The sequence below is a fragment of the Dactylosporangium salmoneum genome (genome assembly GCF_039532525.1).
GTDB lineage: Bacteria > Actinomycetota > Actinomycetes > Mycobacteriales > Micromonosporaceae > Dactylosporangium > Dactylosporangium salmoneum.
The window spans coordinates 1-17,492 of sequence record NZ_BAAARV010000029.1 but is presented as its reverse complement, the minus strand read 5'-3'; the positions used below and the strand labels follow the sequence as shown (position 1 = coordinate 17,492).

General features: G+C 70.1%; 18 protein-coding genes. 13 read left to right on the top strand and 5 right to left on the bottom strand.

Annotated elements, in window-relative coordinates; translation table 11 throughout:
- Positions 1–39: 39 nt before the first annotated feature.
- From ABD352_RS19610 to ABD352_RS19600, 3 genes are all read right to left on the bottom strand, one after another.
- Positions 40–549, bottom strand: coding sequence for a DUF302 domain-containing protein (locus ABD352_RS19610; RefSeq protein WP_344613863.1), 510 nt, complete (start codon positions 547–549; stop codon positions 40–42).
- A 539-nt stretch (positions 550–1,088) separates the two neighbouring features.
- Entirely contained in the window at positions 1,089–1,931 is an 843-nt protein-coding gene (locus ABD352_RS19605; protein WP_344613862.1) for a hypothetical protein, read from the bottom strand.
- Positions 1,932–2,530: 599 nt separating this feature from the next.
- A complete protein-coding gene (locus ABD352_RS19600) occupies positions 2,531–3,505 on the bottom strand; it encodes a nucleotidyltransferase domain-containing protein (protein WP_344613861.1) in 975 nt (324 codons plus the stop codon).
- Positions 3,506–4,273: 768 nt separating this feature from the next.
- Here ABD352_RS19600 and ABD352_RS19595 point away from each other — a divergent pair.
- The 13 genes from ABD352_RS19595 (at position 4,274) to ABD352_RS19535 (ending at position 15,041) form a co-directional block, all read left to right on the top strand.
- A complete protein-coding gene (locus tag ABD352_RS19595) occupies positions 4,274–4,936 on the top strand; it encodes a hypothetical protein (protein WP_344613860.1) in 663 nt (220 codons plus the stop codon).
- 86 nt (positions 4,937–5,022) lie between these two features.
- The gene (locus ABD352_RS19590; protein WP_344613859.1) at positions 5,023–6,390 is read left to right on the top strand and encodes a GGDEF domain-containing protein; all 1,368 of its coding nucleotides are present in this window, start codon (positions 5,023–5,025) and stop codon (positions 6,388–6,390) included.
- 329 nt (positions 6,391–6,719) lie between these two features.
- Positions 6,720–6,908, top strand: coding sequence for a hypothetical protein (locus ABD352_RS19585; protein ID WP_344613858.1), 189 nt, complete (start codon positions 6,720–6,722; stop codon positions 6,906–6,908).
- Positions 6,909–7,040: 132 nt separating this feature from the next.
- Entirely contained in the window at positions 7,041–7,394 is a 354-nt protein-coding gene (locus ABD352_RS19580) for a hypothetical protein (protein WP_344613857.1), read from the top strand.
- 81 nt (positions 7,395–7,475) lie between these two features.
- A complete protein-coding gene (locus ABD352_RS19575; protein WP_344613856.1) occupies positions 7,476–8,126 on the top strand; it encodes a hypothetical protein in 651 nt (216 codons plus the stop codon).
- Entirely contained in the window at positions 8,123–8,569 is a 447-nt protein-coding gene (locus tag ABD352_RS19570) for a DUF3085 domain-containing protein (RefSeq protein WP_344613855.1), read from the top strand. Before ABD352_RS19575 ends, ABD352_RS19570 begins: the two co-directional genes overlap by 4 nt.
- Entirely contained in the window at positions 8,566–9,354 is a 789-nt protein-coding gene (locus tag ABD352_RS19565; protein WP_344613854.1) for a hypothetical protein, read from the top strand. The genes ABD352_RS19570 and ABD352_RS19565 overlap by 4 nt, the downstream gene beginning before the upstream one ends.
- 55 nt (positions 9,355–9,409) lie before the next feature.
- The gene (locus ABD352_RS19560; RefSeq protein ID WP_344613853.1) at positions 9,410–9,769 is read left to right on the top strand and encodes a hypothetical protein; all 360 of its coding nucleotides are present in this window, start codon (positions 9,410–9,412) and stop codon (positions 9,767–9,769) included.
- Positions 9,770–9,818: 49 nt separating this feature from the next.
- Positions 9,819–10,406 (top strand): hypothetical protein, encoded by a 588-nt coding sequence (locus ABD352_RS19555; protein ID WP_344613852.1) that lies wholly within the window; start codon positions 9,819–9,821, stop codon positions 10,404–10,406.
- Positions 10,369–10,605, top strand: a complete 237-nt coding sequence (locus ABD352_RS19550; RefSeq protein ID WP_344613851.1) for a hypothetical protein — start codon at positions 10,369–10,371, stop codon at positions 10,603–10,605. Before ABD352_RS19555 ends, ABD352_RS19550 begins: the two co-directional genes overlap by 38 nt.
- A 138-nt stretch (positions 10,606–10,743) precedes the next feature.
- Positions 10,744–11,787, top strand: coding sequence for a M23 family metallopeptidase (locus ABD352_RS19545; protein ID WP_344613850.1), 1,044 nt, complete (start codon positions 10,744–10,746; stop codon positions 11,785–11,787).
- 598 nt (positions 11,788–12,385) lie between these two features.
- Entirely contained in the window at positions 12,386–13,390 is a 1,005-nt protein-coding gene (locus tag ABD352_RS19540; protein ID WP_344613849.1) for a DUF4192 domain-containing protein, read from the top strand.
- Positions 13,391–13,820: 430 nt separating this feature from the next.
- The gene (locus ABD352_RS19535; RefSeq protein WP_344613848.1) at positions 13,821–15,041 is read left to right on the top strand and encodes a DUF932 domain-containing protein; all 1,221 of its coding nucleotides are present in this window, start codon (positions 13,821–13,823) and stop codon (positions 15,039–15,041) included.
- 932 nt (positions 15,042–15,973) lie between these two features.
- On the opposite strand, the gene ABD352_RS19530 is transcribed toward ABD352_RS19535, so the two are convergent.
- Positions 15,974–16,489: a hypothetical protein gene (locus ABD352_RS19530; protein WP_344613847.1), complete on the bottom strand. Its 516-nt coding sequence runs from the start codon at positions 16,487–16,489 to the stop codon at positions 15,974–15,976.
- Positions 16,490–16,714: 225 nt separating this feature from the next.
- Positions 16,715–17,230 (bottom strand): riboflavin biosynthesis intermediates N-glycosidase, encoded by a 516-nt coding sequence (gene ybiA / locus ABD352_RS19525; RefSeq protein ID WP_344613846.1) that lies wholly within the window; start codon positions 17,228–17,230, stop codon positions 16,715–16,717.
- Positions 17,231–17,492 lie beyond the last annotated feature (262 nt).

The window sequence follows — 17,492 nt, the reverse complement described above, 5'->3', positions numbered from 1 at the left end:
GGATGGACGACCAGGTCACGCGCGCCGCGTAGCCGCCCGTCAGACGGTGAGGCAGTCCGGCACCGGCAGGTCCAGCACCTCGAGCAGCCCGGCGAGCTTGTGGTCCAGCTCGACGCCGACGGCGGCGATGTCCATGCGCCCGAACGACGAGAACTGCCGGCTGGGCTGATCGGTCGAGAACAGCGTCGGCCCGCCGGGCGCCTGCGAGATGACCGTGCGCAACGGGGCGTACAGCATCACGGCCGGATCGTGCCGGAACATCTTCTCGGCGATCGTATGGTTGCCCATGAGGTACGCGGCGCAGTGCGCGTCGTCCCCGGCGAGTCCCATGACGGGGTCGAGGTCGGTCTTCCAATAGATCATGAACCCGTGCTCGGCGACCTCGTCGATGAGGTCGAGCATGGCCGGCCACTCGGCGTGCTCAGCCACGAGCCGGTCGACGCGGTCGGCCGGATAGGCGGGCACGGCGGCCTCGTAGCGGGCAACCGCGTGCTCGAACGGTGCGTCGACCTCGACGACCAGGCGGCGCGAGGCCCAGTCGACCTGCATGCTTCGCGCTTCATCCGTCTCCACCGCAGCGCTCTACCCGGGCGTCGTCCCACCAACCTCGGCGCTTGCTGCACAAATTCGTGACGCAAGTTGGCGAGTTGTACGCGTCTGGCCATAGCTGTCTCGGCGGGGCCTCACATGTGCGCGATACGTGTTGCCTGGCGGCACGGCCGCAGCCTGGCCAGGTCGTAGGTCGTCCCGGCGGAAGCGTTGGGACGCCTCGGCGGAAATGCCCCGATCGGCGCGTCCCGCCACTGGCAGCGTGGACTGGCCGGTGTTGGAACCGGTTGGACCTGCCGCACCGACGCTGGCCCTGCTGCCCGTATGACACGGTGCCGCTCTTTCGCCACGCCTCGCTGGCGCGGGAGCCCTGTACCGCGTCGCCTCGGTGGCGATACCCCTCTCTCTCCGCTGGCCATCGCGGCCGCCGGTGACCTGCCCATCGACTGGACGGGTTGTTCCGGGCTTATCTGGACAATCTCAGAGCCTGGTGGTGGACATCACACTGGTGACCGTGACGGCGCGATCGCTGACCCGCGTCATTCCGTTAACTCGGCGCCGTATCCATGGCGCATTTGGAACTTCATCGGATCCGTCCCGGTCGCCGTCACGTGTGCGATCAGAGCAGACTTCAGCGACTCCGGAATGTCGGTGTGCGGAGAAGTAGTCCATGCAAAGGACGTGAACAGCTCTGCGGCGCCATCGAGCTCGCTTGGTGTCAATGGCGCGCGCGTCAAGACGTCGAGGATCAGTTCAGTTGGCTCGGCCAGCACCATGCGTTGAGGCGCGAGTTCGTACCACGGTGTTCCGCCCATCGTGGTCGTGTGGCGCGCTGGGAAGCCCGCCCATGCCACGAGCATCAAGATTCGCTTCATGGGGTCGGGGTATCGCTGGGCTACGAGCTCGGCAAGCCTGTCCTCCGCGTCCGTCTCGCGGTGCGATGCGGCCTCGGCGGGCTGGGCGAGATCCGATGGCGCTGCCTTGACCCACTCTCCGCGACGCGCCTCTTCTTCCGTCGCTTGTTGGGCCAGCATCTGCTGGACCTCTCGCGACCTGGTCAAACCTCGCTCAGCCAGCCAGTCGGTGAGCGCTGGGCCGTCGCGCAGGTCCGCGTCGCAGTTGCCGAGGCCCCTGATGCCGGTCTGGTGGTGCAGAGACCACTGGGCGATCTCGCGGCCGGTGGTGTCGAACACGAGGATCGTCGGCCAGCCACGGCACCGGCAGCGATCTCCGGTGCCGCCGTCCACGACAGCCAGCAGCCGGACCAGTTCGGTCATCGCCTGCCCGGACACCACAGTGCGACGCGCGTCGGCTCGGTCAAGATCGTCGACTGAGGCTTCGATGATCAGCACTTCAGCGGCCTTGGCCAGCACGCGTTCCACCACCGCAGTGCTGGGAGCCTCGTCAGCGCTGTCGGTTGTTGGCGCGTTCGTCACGGCGGGAGCGTACCGCCCGTTCGACAGCGCAGCCCCCAAAGGCCGATCCTCCCGGTCGAGTGCGGGCCCGCCGTCGCTCATTCAGCGGACACTCGGTGACTCGAGACCAAGTTCGTTAAGGAGGCCTCGGATGCGGTCGGCGGTGCAGCGGTGTCGCTCGACCTCGCGGGCCCAACCGCGTTCGGTGGCGTCGGCGATGAGCTGTTCCTCCGTGCGTAGCCGTTCTTCCGGCGCGGGATGTACTGGGGCGTGGTGACGAACTTGGGGCAGGTCAGGTAGATGTCGCACTCGCAGGGGTCTTCTTGGGCAGACGCAGGCAGCGGCCGAGTTCGAGTTCGGTCTTGTAGAAGTTGGTCTGCAGCCAGTCCAGGGCGGACTGGTCCAGTTCGCCGCGGCGCAGGGTGTTCGCGAGGGGGGCCGGCGATGGTGGCGCCAGGTTGCAGGACGGCCCGGTAGTCGGCCAGCACGACGGGGTCGGAGATCTGCTCTGGCGACGTCAGATATTCCAACTGTCTGAATGCCTTCCCGTCTCGGCTCGGTGTGGCTCAGCCGTGCTGGGTGATGAGATCACGAAGTTCGGCGAGGTGGGTGTCGAGGGCGGGGTCGGGTGTGTTGGTCCAGGGGCCGTCGAGGTCGGGGCGGTGGTTGACGACGTGGACGGTGAAGGCCGCGATCTGGTCGCGTGCGTTCTCGGCCCAGCTGGCGTCTTCGCCGACCGCGATGCGGGCGGCGTAGCAGAGGTCGATGCGTTCGTGCAGCCATGGCGGGGCGAGTTCGGCGCGCTGGGTTGCGCTGGCCGTGTCGGCGGCGGCCAGGGCGGCGATCCGGGCGGCGAGGGCTGGTTGGCCGTGGCGTTCTGCCATGCGTTCGAAGCGGGTCCATTCACGGCCCATGGAGCCGAGTCGTTCGCCCCATTGCTCGATGAGGACCATGCGCAGCGCGCGGGCGGAGACGCGCAGCAGGTGGGTGGCCTTGGTGGGGTCGTCGGTCTGGGTCTGGGTTGCTTCGGCGAGAGCGTCGGTGGCCTGTTGGCGCCAGGTGTTGATGCGGGTGGCGACGACGGTCGGGTGGAAGCGGGCCTCGGCTATCCAGGCGGTGAAGGCGGCGCCGAGTTCGTCGTCGGGATCGGCGGCGTGCCCGCCGTATGCCTTGTCGATTCCGTGGAACCAGCGTGGGTCGGCGATGCGGGTGGCGGCGTGGTCTGGTCCGGCCGCGATTGCCTCGCGGATCTCGGTGGTGGTGAAGGCGAGCCAGCCGATGTCGAGGGTTTGGGCGCGGCCGGAGGCGGCCCACCAGTCGACGAGTTCGGCTCGGCGTTTGTCGAGCTGGGTTGCGGACTCGGCGGGGTCGGCGGAGGCGTAGATGGGCAGCAGGTCGATGTCAGACATGGGCCAGGGTGCGCCGCGTCCGACGCTGCCGGCGACGATGAGTCCGTGCAGGCCGGGGGTTTGCCCGAGCACGTTGACGGCTTCGTGGAGTCGCTGCTCGAGCAGCTGCTTCCACCGGTCAGTGGGCTTCATCGGCGATGTTTTTCCTATCGGTTGGGGTGGCGGCTGACGTCGGCGGCGTAGTCGGTCCAGTCGCCGGTGCTGGCGCGTTGGTGTTGGGCGAGTAGTCCCGTACCACCAACAGCCGCAGAACCCCGCTACGTCGGTCACCGGCACGCCGGCCGTGTCCACCAGTTCCACGCCCGGTCGCCCCGGACCCGCACCAACGATCTTGCGGACCTTCACGCGGCCAACGTAAAGGATCAACGCCGCAGCTCACGAACCCGCGGCTCCATAATTGTCCAGATAAGAAGGTGGGCTGTGGACGGTGGCTGCGCCCAAGGGCTGTTGGCCTACACGGGCACCCAACAGCTGTTCGCCCGAGCCAACACGGGTTCACCGCTGATGCCTGGCCGACTCAATGTTGCTGCTCAGCCCGCCTTCGGCCGAGATCATCGGTGGGGTCGGCTGTTGGGTGCGCCCGATACGGTGAAGCCTTCTCATCGAGAACCCCCAATCAGCACCACCCATCGGGCCCGGCGCCCACGACCGCGGTAGCAACCGCCCACCCGCCATCGGCCGGTCGGCCTGCACTGCCCGTGACCTGCCCCCGCCCAACCGGACCACCACCGGCACCACCCCCGGCGCCCCACGGCGCATCTGCGCGCCCATCGGCGCGGTCGCATCGCGTCGTACCACCAGCGGCCACGCCACACGCGCACGCCATCCAACACCGGCCCCCGCGAGCCAGCGGTGCCGTGCGCCACTCCCCCATTCACTCTCCACATTGGAGGCCTCACCGTGCCCGACGTCCAGGTCGTGACCGTCTGCCTACCCAAGGCCACGCCCAGCGACCAGATCGCCACCGCCGCCGCGGCGCTGCTCGCCGCACACGGCATCACCGAAGCCGGCCCGGTCGCCCACTTCCTCACCTCCACACGACGGCGGAAGGCCAAGCTCGTCCAGCCCTGGGGCGGCACCGCTGCCGGCGGCCCGGTTCGGTTGCTGGACCTCGCGCGGATGCGCGCCGAGGTGTCCCAGCAGTATGGGGACCTCTGGCAGCTGTGGCGGCAGATCGTCGCCGGCAGCCCCGCGGCCCGGCCCTGGTGGCATTTCTACGACCGCTTCACGGTCAACCCTGACAGGTACACGTGGGATCACGCCCGGCACGGTTTCAACAGCCAGCCCCGCGTCGCCCGCATGGTGACCTACAACAGCCACCACAACCGGCTGTGCGATCTGCCGCTGGAGCACCTCGAAGCGTTCGAGGCCGGCCCTCAGGCCTACGCCACCTACGGCTGGCTGCAGGCCGTCCCCTGCGATCGGATGCTCACCCTCGACGGCCAGATCCTGGCCCCCACTGGCGTCCGCTACACCGAGCACCTGGAGTACCTGCGCCAGGCCAACGAGCACATCGCCCGTCTGGCCGGCGCGGATCTGCTGGTCGCCATCGCGACCCGATAGCACCCGCACCACCGCGCAGCCGGTCCTCCCACGGATGGCCGGCCTTCCGCCATGTCCTCAGCATCCCTGCACAAAGGAGCCTCATCATGTCCGACGACCGGCGAGCCGTTCCGGGCCGCCAGCCCATCTGCGCCAGCCTGTTGCTGATCGCTGCCGCCCTGCTGCTGCTCGTCCTTTCCCTGGTGGTGGTCGCCGACCACATTGCCCTGGCCGGCTTGGCCATCATGCTGGCCATGTACGTCCTGGTCGCCGCGGCCTTCCTCGCGCTGGCCGGGTTGGGCCGGGCGACATGGCACCTCCGCGACCTGCGACAGCACCTGGCCGAGGCGCTGACCGATCCGGTCACCGGCCTGCCGGTACGCCGCGTCGCGGAGACCGCCATCGCCGGCGCCGACCCCGACGTCGCGCTGAGCGTCGCGCTGGCAGACGTCGACGGGCTGCACGACATCAACCACGGCCCCGGCGGTCACGCGGCCGGCGACCGCTACCTGGCCGAGGTTGGCCGCCGGCTGCGCGCAGCGGCCAGCGGCGGCGATGTCGTGGCCCGGCTCGGCGGTGACGAGTTCGTCGTCATCACCCGCCGCACCCCGCAGCAGCTGGCCGGGAGCCTCACCGCGGCGTTCGCCGCGCCGGCAGCGGTGGCCGGGTTCGTCGGGCCGGTCGAGGTCAGTGTCGGCATCAGCCAGCTGCCCGGCGGCGACCCGCACCAGCTGCTCAGCTGCGCCAGCCTGGCCATGTTCACCGCCAAGGACCGCCGGACCGGCATCCAGGTCTACGACCCGGACCGCGACGGTCTGCCGCTGCCGCACGGCGTGCGCCCGGCCCACCGGCGCCGCGACCGGCGCACCGCCACGGAGACGGGCGGCGGACGCGAGGTGTTGTCGTTCAACGAGGCCGAGGCGGACGGGTCGGACGGCACCGGCCCAGACGGTGACCCGCTCGTCCCGTACACGATGGAGGAGCTGCCCCCGCCGTCGGCGTCGGCGCCGCGGGTGTTGACCGCGACGGTGGCCGAGGGGGCGTGCCTGCACGACTCCGACCTGGCGGCCATGGCCGGGCAGCCGATGGACGCCCTGGCGGACCGCGGCCCGGTCGCCGAAACGGTCGACGCCTTCGACGTCTACCGGGCCGAACCGGAGGTCATCTTCGAGGTTCCTCCGCTCGTCGGCGGGCAGCCGCCGCTGACGGTTGCCCTCGCCGCGCTCGGTGGCGGCACCGTCGGGCGGGCATATGCCGACACCGGCTGGATCTACGCCGTGTACCTGGACGGCATCCGTGTCGTGTCCGGCACTGACCTGCGCTCCGGCCGTGTGGCCCGCACTCACCGGCAGATGGCCGCGGTCCTGCTCGCCGCCTTGGCCGGCGGTGACGCCGCCGCACCGGGCCTAGCCGCGCAGGGCGAGCGGATGTCGTGGTGGGCCGGCGCCATTGAGGAGGGGCAGACGGGTGCGTGACGGCATGGCCGTCGCCGACGGGCGGCACCCCGGCTGGCGAGCCTGGCTCGTCGGCGACGGAGATGCCGGGCAGCCGTACGGTGATGCCCTTGCGCCCGCCCTGCTCGTTGACGGGCACGGTGCGAGTTGGGCGACGAGGCTGTGCCGGCTGCGCCACGCCGACCGGATTCTGGCCGCCTGGCGTACTTCGACCAGGGGCGAGGCTCGAGCGGTACGTGTCTGGTGCACGGCACCACCGCGATCCGACACGTCACCGGCCAGGAACTGGCCGTGATCGTCTTCGATACGGGTGACTGCCGCCGTCGCGGCGGGTCACCGGCGGGTGCGTCGTGACCGGCGAGCATGACGAGTGGCGCGCGTGGCTCGACGTGTACGGCGTCATCGTCGAGCAGCATGCCGCCGCCGGCTGCTGGACCACCCGCGACGCGCTGTTCGACCGCTGCGGCCGGCGGTGCGTCCTCGATAAGGCAGCGGCTCTGCTCGCCGACGCCATCGCCGCGCCGCTGACGGCGGCCTGACCCCGGCGCCCGGGGCCGCTGCGGTTGCACCACCAGCACCATCCGTTTCCGGCCGATGCCCGGCCAAGCATGACCCATCCGCGGGCACGGCCGATGTGCCGCGCCCGCTCCTGTCCGAGAGGAGCCCAGAGCGTGGCAGTGCAGACGTTCACCGAGTTCATGGCCCGATGCGGCCGCCCCGTCGTCGACCTCGACACCACCGACCAGCAGTGCCACACCCTGCTCGTCACGTTCGCCGGCGGAGCGAAGCAGCCGATCGTGCAGGTGTTCGGTGTGGCCGCGGGCCAGGACGGCGAGCACCTGTGCATCGATGTGCAGGCGTTTGTCGACGACCAGGTCGCCCGCAGCAGCGTGTTCGGCCTGGACTACGGGCGCCGCTTCGAGGGCTTCGACGCCGCCGCCCCCGGCCGCTCGCATGGCCGGCCCGCGGTGCGCGGCGTCAGCGTCCTCATCGGCGCCCAGACCGACCGCGAACCGCAGTCCTGACCTTCCCCCGTACCCGGGCGTGGGCGGGACCGGCTGCGGCAGGTGCTGTCCACGCCTCCCGATCCCGAGGAGGTAGACCTCATGGCCGAAACGGTCACCCTGCACCACCTGTACTACCTGATCGACACCCGCGCGTGGCTGGACCAGCGCATCGGCGCGCACCAGCCGGAGCTCAGCTCGCAGCTGGAGGACTTCGTCCGCTGCGACGTGTTCGCCGAGTCCTGGCCGGCGATGGGCACCGCCGCCCGGATGCGGCTGTGGTGCGCCGCGCGCGGCTACGCGGTCGGCGACGGGGACGTGATCGAGCACGACGACGCGTGCCTCACCAAGCCGGTCACGATCGTGCTCGCCGCCGACACCGGCTTCTTCCGGCAGGCCCTGGCTTTGGTGAGCGTCGACGGTGGCAGCCCCGTGGTGTATGCCGACGCCACCACCGACGACGGCTACTGGCGCACCAGCTCCACGATCCAGCTCAGGTGCCCGGCCGGGCACACGTGGACCTGGGACGGCGGCCGCCACCTGCGCGCCGCCGACGGCACCGAGCAGCGGATCGCCGACGTGTGCGGCCCCGGCCACAGCATGATCAGCCGCTGCCGCGACTGCGTGGCGTCCGACGACGGCGGCACCGACGGCAGCTGCCCCTGCGCGGGCCTCGCCATCTACTGCCCCGCCTGCAACCGGCGCTGCCAGGTCGGGCTGCCCGAGATCCCTACCGTCGAGGTGCACCGGTGATCCGGCTGCTGTTTGCCCTGCGTGACGTGCTGGCACTGGCCGAGCACGCCGTCGCCGCGCCCCGCCACAAGCCGTCGTTCATCGACGTGCTCGACGGCACGACGCCGACACCAGCGTTGTGGTTCGCCGGCGACGAGGGGCTCTACCTGATGTCCAACGGGCTGCCGGCGCAGCCGCACCCGACCGGCAGCAACCGCCTGCACGTCGTGCATGCCCGCGGCTACCGCACCGCCATGTCCAAGCACGCCGTCTCCTGCGATGTCGGCGGCGACGACTTCTGCGAGCCGCTGCCGCTGCTCGAGTCGCAGCCCGACGGCGCGAGCCTGCACACCCGGCTCGTCGACGCGGTCGCCGCCGGCGCGGCCCTGTTCGTCATCGACCTCGACCGCACGTGCATGCAGATCTACCCCGCCCAACGCCATCACCTGGAGGTGCCGTCATGACCCTGCTCGCCATGAACCCGATCCGCCGCCCGCTGACCGAGACCGAGCTTGCCACCATCGTCGGCCGCGTCGACGCCGCCGACTCCACCGGCGAGGTGCTCGTCGCGGTCGTCGGCGCCGTGTACGACGCCCTGCTCGCCGACCTGGGCCTGAGCACCGCCACCGTGCCCGACGGGCAGCAGCTCGACCCGAGCCGGTTCCAGATCCCCAGCTGGCAGTGGCAGGCCATCACCGGCGCGGTCATCGACCGGGCTGCCGCCTGGGGCACCGGCCCCGAACTGGCCATGGAACTCATCACCATGCTGCCGGGCACCTACGACGATCCGGCCGCCCTGGCACCCGATCTGCCCCGCACCGACCGGCGACCGGATCTGCTGCAGTTGCACATCACCCGGGACGCGGTCGACGTCATCGCCGCCGCGACCGCCCACGTCCAGGCCCTGGCCACCTGCTACGGCCCAGGCTCCGAGCAGTACCTCACGGCCAGCAGCAGTTGGCTGGCCGCGTTGGCCAGGCTGCTGTCGATGACCTTCGGCGCCGACACCCACGTGCGCCGGGACGGCAACCTCAGCCTCCTGGCCCACACCAGCAGCGGGTTCACCTACGCGCTGGTGTTCCACGGCGCCACCCGCCGCTGCGCCGCCGGCGACGGCTGCACCGCCGCGATCGCCGACGACGGGATCGCGCACGCAGCGCACGCCACCGCGGTCCTCGCCGACCACGAGCATCGGCCTAGCTTCCCCCTCGATGCACCCCGGCCCGGGTCCTGGAGTTTCCACTCCTGACCGTTAGCGGTGCGCCGGGACCTGACCGGCCCGCCACCGCTGACCGTTCCGGCTGTTGCCCGCCGACGTGTGCTGGCATGCCGAGCACGGCGACGACGGCCCGCGCCACGGGCCGGCCCGGGTCCCGGCCCAGCAGTCGCGGCAACGCCGCCGCGACCTGCCCGTCTGCCCGCGGGTCGAGCCGGACCTGGTCCTACGCGCCGACGACGACAGCGACTGGTTCGTCGGCCCGTCCTGCGACGCGCCGGACACCAGGCACACCGGCGGCGACACGTACGGCGCCCTGCTCGCCGGCATCGGCTCGCACCGCTGCGACCCGGCCGGACGTGTCGGCAAGGGAACACCCGCGGCGTCAGCCGCAGCCACTCGCAACCCAAGACCCCTCAAGGGCATCGCCGGCTTCGGTCGCCCTTGACAGGGCGACCGGTCGGCGATGTCCATCCACAGTGGATGGAGAGCATCGCATGCACGACATGACCCCCGCGGTCCGCGAGCCCGTTCCGGGCGATCCGGCCGTGCTGCTCGCGCTGATCGAAGCCGACACCGCGCCGCTGTTCGCCGCCTTCGGCTGGGCGGAGGATGAGATCGCCGCCGCCGCCCGCCGCCGCCCGGGCCTCGCCGACCTGCTCTTTCACGCGTTCGGCGTGCTGACGCCGCGTACGGTCGGCCGGGGCATGGGTACGGAGTTCGTCTACCGCGCCCACGCCCGGGAACTGCTCGAGCGGGTCGCCGCCGGCGGCGATCTGCGCCCGGCCACCGCGGCCGAGCTCTGCCTGGCGCTGTCGCAGGTCAGCGAGCTGGCCCCGATGCACGGCGCCGCTGCTGGCCTGTACTTCCGGATGTGGCTGGCTGCGTTCCCCCACCATCGGGTCACCGCGGACCAGGCCGACAACCAGCGTCACTACGAGCACCTGTACGGCTCACAGATCGATGCGCTGGAAGCGGCCATGCGGCACAAGACCGCCGACCCCGAGCGGCGGCTCGGCGACATCCAGTGCACAGGACGCCACCACGATGTTGCGGTGGCGTGCCGCTTCGCCACCCGCTGCTGACGCCGCGACCGGACCGGGCCGGGCCGCGTCCAATGACGGTGCCGCCAGACAGTTCGACGTCTCCATCTGCACCGTCCAGCGCGTCCGCCAGACCGGCCAGGCCGGCCTGCGCAACTCCCCCGCCACCCCGGTGGTGTGTACCGCCGCGCTCACCTCCAGCAGCAACGGCCACGCGCCGGTGCTGCCGGCGACCTCCTGAACCCGCCGTGGTGCGGGCGGACCGGCCGCACGCCGCCGCCCGCACCACGACCTGCCCGGGAGGGTTGCCGGCTACCGCCCGGCCCCCACGATCGCAGAAGGGCAGACCCATGCACACCAACGATTCTCGGGGCCGGTCATGACCGCCCGGCTGCTCGGCATCATCGCCGCCTGCGTCGTGGGCGTCGCGTTCCTGTGCGTGGCCGGCATCGCCGGTATCGGCGGCGCCGCGTCCTGGTGTGCGCTGCTGCCGGCTGTGCCCGGCTCGACCAGCCGCTACGACGCCGACCAGCTGCACAACGCGAGCATCATCGTCGACGTCGGTGTCCGCCGCGGCATCCCGATCCGTGCAGCGGTCATCGCGGTGGCCACGGCGATACAGGAGTCCAACCTGCGCAACCTCGGCGATCTCGGGCCGGACAACGACCACGACAGCCTCGGCCTGTTCCAGCAGCGGCCGAGTCAAGGGTGGGGCACGCCGGAGCAGATTATGAACCCCGAGTACGCGTCGGGCCGGTTCTACGACGCGCTGCTCGCCGTCGCGGGCTGGCAGACCCTGCCGTTGACCAGAGCCGCGCAGGCCGTGCAACGCTCGGCCTACCCGGACGCATACGCCAAGCACGAACCCGACGCGACCGCCGTCGTCGCCGCGGTGTCCGGCCTCACCGCGGGCGACATCGCCAGCGGCCGCGCGCAGGACTGCGCCGACGTGGCCGGCTGGATGAAGCCGGTCCACGGGCCGATCGTGTCACCGTTCGGCATGCGCGACGGGGCCCTGCACGCCGGCGTCGACATCGCCGCCGCGAAGGGCACCCCGATCCACGCCGCCGCCAGCGGCATCGTGATCACCGTGCGGTGCAACGCCCACCTGGCCACCGGCGGGTCCTACTCCTGCGACGTCGACGGTGACCCGGTCGCCGTGCGCGGCTGCGGCTGGTACGTCGAGCTTCAGCACGCCGATCAGGCCGTGACCCGCTACTGCCACATGGTGTCGCGGCCTGTGGTCGACGTCGGGCAGCGCGTCGCCGTCGGGCAGGTGATCGGCCTGGTCGGCTCCAGCGGCCACTCCAGCGGTCCGCATCTGCACCTGGAGGCGCATCTTGGCGCTCCCGCGACCAACGACAACGCGGTCGACCCGGTCCCGTTTTTCCAAGCGCGCCTGGTCGACCTCACCAAATCATGATCAACGAAGCGGGTCCGGATGCACGCATCCACCGGCACTGCTACTGGTCCAGCGCATCGCCGAGGTCGGCGTACCACTGCACTGCCGTGACCGGATCGATCATGCCGGGTGCCGACATTTCCAGGCAGCCAGGTGCCGTCGAGCGGGGCGTACGTGGGCCAGACGATGGCCTGGGCGAACTGAGGGTCGTCGCTGTCGGCCAATGCCGTTCCTGGCGATGTCGACGACCTTTCGCTGCGAGACGATGCCTGCACCTCCTCGTTCGCCAACTGGGCCCCAGTGACCCGTGCGGCATGCCGGTTGCGCGCTACGCAGTGTCGAGCAGCCGATTGCGGTCGCGCTCGAGGCACTGGCACAGCCATCGATCTTCTCCTGTGCCACCAGCTGACTCGTGCATTTACGCGTATGAGTCGCGATCGCCATCGCTCGATCGCGTGCGGCGTACGTCCGTCGGGAACACGTATGCACGGCCGCCCAATGCCGGGCCGCTGTGTCCGGGTCTCGGCCCCATCCATGTGCCGACGGGCAGGCTGGGCCGACCGGTCCCAGTCCGCCCGCCGCCACATGGCGGGGAAAGCCTTCAAAGGAGGAGCCACCTGTGAGCACACCCGAACGAATCCGGATCACCAACCGCGAGGACCTGGTTGCCGCGGTCCCCTACCTCGTCGGGTTCCACCCGGACAACAGCATCGTCTGTCTCGCCCTGCACGATCGGATGCTCAACTGCATCCTCCGCTTCGACCTGCCCGAACCCACGGCGGCCGAGGAACTGCAGGCAGCTGCGGCCCGGCTCGCCGGCTACGGCTCGGCGGCAGTGTTGGTCGGATACGGTCCAGCCGATCGGGTCGAGCCGGCCGTCGCCGCGCTCGCGACCGGGCTGCGCGCGACCCCGGTGGACGTGCTCGACATGCTGCGGGTCGACGGCAACCGCTACTTCTCCCTGTGCGATGACCCGAACTGCGCCACTGACCGGGCGCCCCACGAGGTCACGGCCAGCGCCGTGCCGGCCGAAGCCACCTACGCCGGCGTCGCACCGTTGCCGAGTCGGGCCGCGCTGGAGCAGCTCATCGCGCCGATCGCCGGGCCGGGTCGGGACCGGATGGACACCGTGACCTGTGATGCGCTGCGCCGCCTGCACGACGTGCTGCGCGACGACCCCGACTCTGGGGTCGACGACGAGACGGTATCCGTGGGTGCCGCGGTCGTGCACTGCGGTGTCACCGCCGTGCAACACGCCCATGAGGCGGCCGGCCGCGGTGCGGTGTTGTCCGACGAGGAGGTGGCGTGGCTGACGGCCGTGCTCATCCTGCCCGAGGTCCGCGGGTTCGCGTTGAGCGCGTGCGACGGCAGTGAAGCGCAGCGGCAGCTGTGGATCGATGTGACCCGCCGAGCGATGCCGGACACCACTGCCGCTCCGGCCTGCCTGCTCGCCGTCACCGCCTACCTCGCCGGTGACGGTGCGCTGGCGAACATCGCCGTGGACCGGGCCCTGCAGGCCGACCCGCAGTTCGGTCTCGCGCACCTGCTCGGCGACGTGCTGCAGTCCGGCATCCCGCCGCACCTGTGGCAGGTCATGATCCGCTCGGCCGCCGACAACACCTGATCCAGCCCACGATCTGGCGCCGTTGACCGGCGCCGCCGGTATACCCGCGAGCCACAGCCACGTGGCCGTCTTCCTGGCGAGCGCCGATACCGACATCGGGCTGTCGTCCATCGCCGGTGCGGCGACCGCGGATTGGCCACCACGCCACGGTGGCACACCTCGCTCGAGGTGGCGCCCACGGACGCACCAGTCAGTCGATGGTCCGCGGCGTGACCGCCACGGTCCTGCCGGTCAGCTCGGCACAGGGTTCGGCCGGCACTGCCCAGCCCTATGACCGATCGTCGACGGCTGTTCGGCATCGCCGTTGCCTCGGCGCCGCTGTAGCTGCTCCATCGCACGTCACGCCCCAACGGCGTACCGGTTCAGCACCACACCCGGGACGCCAGCAGGGCGCCCGGGTCACACATATGCCCGGAAGGAGCACCATCCAATGTTCAGTACCACACCGCCCCGCGACGTCAACGCGGCGTTCGCCGCCGAACGCGCCGGACAGCTCCAGGCCGCCGCAGCCCGGCAGGCCGACATCGACGCCCGCGTCGCCGACGGCACCCTGGTTCCCCTCGGCAACGGCCGATTCCGGATCAACGACCCCGGCAGCTGGGACAACGGCGAGATCCTCATCCACCAGCAGGACGGACAGCTCCTGCCCCAGCATGGCCTGGACACCAGCCGCGGCCAGGCGGCCCTCTACAGCAGCGTGCCCGCCTGGCACCAACTGGGCAACGTTGTGCCCGGCGGCACCAGCAACGTCGAGGACGTCCTCCGGCTCGGCGGCATCGACTTCGACGTGGCCCGCCGGCCGGTCGAGTTCCGCAACAGCCTCGAGGGACCCAATCGGCTGCTGCCGGAGCAGTTCGTGACCGTGCGCGACGACACCGGCGCCGGACTCGGCGTCGTCGGACGGCGCTACGAAGTGCTGCAGAACCGCGATGCGTTCGGGTTCCTGCAGGACCTCGTTGATCGCCACGACGTGATCTGGGAGTCAGCCGGCGCCGTACGCGAAGGCCGCGGCGTGTTCGTCTGCATGCGGCTGCCGGACACCGTCACCATCGACCCGGCGGGGGTGGCGGACGAGATCGTCCCGTTCATTGTGGCGCTCAACAGCCACGACGGCACCAGCCCGTTCCACGTGGTCGTCACCCCGTGGCGGCCGGTGTGCCGCAACACCGAACGGTTCGCGCTACGCGACGCGGTCACCCGCTGGGGCGTACGCCACACCCGCAACGCCCTCGGCCGTATCGAGGAAGCGCGCCGCACGCTCGGTCTGTCCGTCACGTACTTCGAACAGTTCGCCGCCGAGGAAGAGGCACTGGCCCGCACCGATCTGGCGTTGGCTGATTACCGCCGGGTGCTCGACGATCTGTGGCCGGCCCCGGCCGCAGACGCGTCTACCCGCACCAAGAACAGTCACCGCCGACGAATCGATGAACTGGTCGACCTCTACACCGTCAACGCTGCGCAGCTGGGCAATACCGGCTACGCCGCCGAACGCGCCGTCACCGAGTACGCGGACTGGAAGCAGGGCATCCGCCCGACAGGGTCGCTGCGCGGCAACAACCTGGCAGCTCGCGCCACTGCCGTCCTCGAAGGCAGCAACGACGAGCTCAAGAGCCGCGCCCACCGGCGTCTGCTCACCCTGGCTCGACGGTGAGTCGCACTGGGCGAGGGGTGCCGAACGCATAGCTCCGGCTTCCCGCACACGGTGTGCCGCAGACACTTCAAGGTGCACCTGCAGCGGCACCATCAGCTGGCTGCCAGGAGCTGCTGCGCCCCGATCGGAGGCTGCGACCGGTCGTCCACGGTGGTTACGGCCTCTCGAGCCTGCCGGCAAGGCCGCACCGGACACCGGCCGTAGACCGGTAACCGTCAACCTGCTCTCACCAACTGACACGACGCCCGGCCCTGTTCGACATCGCACACCCGGGCACGGCCTGACGGCCGTGCCCGGGTTGCTCTTCCTTTTTTGCATTGAGGACCTTTGATGCAGAGCACGAGCGAACAGCGCACCGCAGCCTCCGCCGGTACCAGTCTGGCCACCACATCTACCGAACCCCGGTTGGCCGTCGTCTACGGTGCGCTCACCGGGTCCGCCGTCACATTGCTGCTCGTCCAGGGCGGTTTCCCATGTCACCAGCCGCCCGGGGCACCGGGCTCAGCCCGTATGCACCGACTGCTATCTGCCCAGCCGCAGCACGGGAGCGACGCTGTCCGGGCGCATGAAGACGACCACATGCCACCAGCCTGGCCGGTCCCTACGCCGCGCCCCAGGCAGGGATACGGCAGCCCTTTTCTGCATCCAGGCGAGTTACTCTAAGTGACTCCAAAGTCACCTTGGCGACCCCAACCAGACAGACCGCAGGTCATCCGAGCGCAAAGGCGGCCGTGCCGATCGCCTCGACAGTCACCACGACGCATAGGCCCGGCCCCGCCGGCCAGGTCGCAGCTACGTTGAGTAGCGGTAGCCAGTGAAAGGACGGCTACCGGATGCCGATGAGCGTGCACGGCTCCTTGGTGGTAACTGAACTTGCATCGACTGGTGTCGCTTGATGACCCGCTCGGCCGCCAGTGCCGGGCTGGAACACACTATTCCTGGACGAACAGCTCTCCGACGTACGGGCTGCGATCAAGCCCAGGAACGTTGTCAAGCAATTGCTGCCGGCCGTACGAAAGAAATCCTGTCAGGGCTTCCAGGAGCTCGGGCCGGTCCACCTGGGCCAAGCAATCCGGTTCAGGGTCCGCAAGCCGGACGCCATGGTCATCGCAGCGGTATGGATCAGTGGCAGCAACCTCCACTCGCTCGCCGGCCACGGGGCGGAACTCGACGACGTCGGCCGCCTCGGTGAAGGTCAGTGTGTACGCCCTATCCGCGCGCAGCGCAGCGATCAGCCGGGCGACGGAGACGAGGAAGTCGAACAGCGGAACGCGGCGGCGAGGACCGATGACAGCCGTGCCGGACAAGGCCAGCGTCACGTACGAGCGGAAGACCGTGTAGTGCAGGTCCGTTTCGCTCAGCACGTCGCCCGACCCGCGCTGCGATGGCTCAAACAGATACGGAGGCGACGGCTCGAAATCTGTGTCCTCAGCAAGGAGTGCGATCATGAGCGTGCGAGTTCCTTGAGGCTAGTTGGGCTCCGCGGTGTCCATTCTCGCCGAGGCGGGACATCGTGGCATGCTCTTGTCCCCTTCACCTTTCGATCCAGGTAAGCCATCAGACCCAGGAACCTCCCTTCGAGTTGCTCCCAGCTGCGCTGGGGATACAACAGGGCGCTTCGCGGCGCACCGCACATGCCGCGGACAGCGCGTTCGCGATGGTTGCGCTCAGTGCTATCGCCGCTGTCGGCGGCCCTGGGTGTTGGCGTTCTGGGTGAGGTCGGCGCGTAGCTGGGTGCGGGTGCGCATCAAGATCCGTCCGAGCATGTTCTTGCCGGTGCCACTCCGGCCGCGTCCCCAGTAGTGGTCAGTGCTGGTGTCCTCGACGATCTCCTCGTCGCCGGTGTCCAACAGGATGGCGCGGATGTCGGCGTGGGCGGTGAACTTGGCCGTCACGGCCCGGCGCATCACGTCGTCTTTGACCCGTTCCCAGTCGCGGCGCAGCGGCCGATACCGGTCGCGGCCCAGCTCGGCGGCCCGCAACGGGGTCGCCGTCCGCCGGATGAGTTCGGCGTGGCGGGTACCGGGGAACTTCTGGGCCTGGAAATAGTGCTCGGAGGTCGTCCACCAGTGGCCGTCGAGGTCGAAGCCGTGGCCGGAGAAGTTGGAGAAGCAGCCGTACGGAACCTCGTCGGCACCGTAGAAGTAGATCGTCATCTGGGCCTCGGAGCGGGGGTCGGGGATCTGCACCGTGTCACAGGCAGCGACAGAGCGGCAACCGAGTTCGCTGGCCACCATCCGGATGCCGCGATCAGCTCGCTATGCAGCGTGACAGTCCCACCCGGCGGCTCGGTATGCGGACGTGCCGATGACCGTGTGACTGCTGGGGTTTGGACAGCGCTCTCATCTAAGGCGTGTTTCAAAAGGCGGTCGCCCGGTTGAGGCCACGGCGTGGCGGTGATCGATAACTGAAGAGGTCTCCGGTAAGTGGTTCTGCGACCAAGCAAGAACT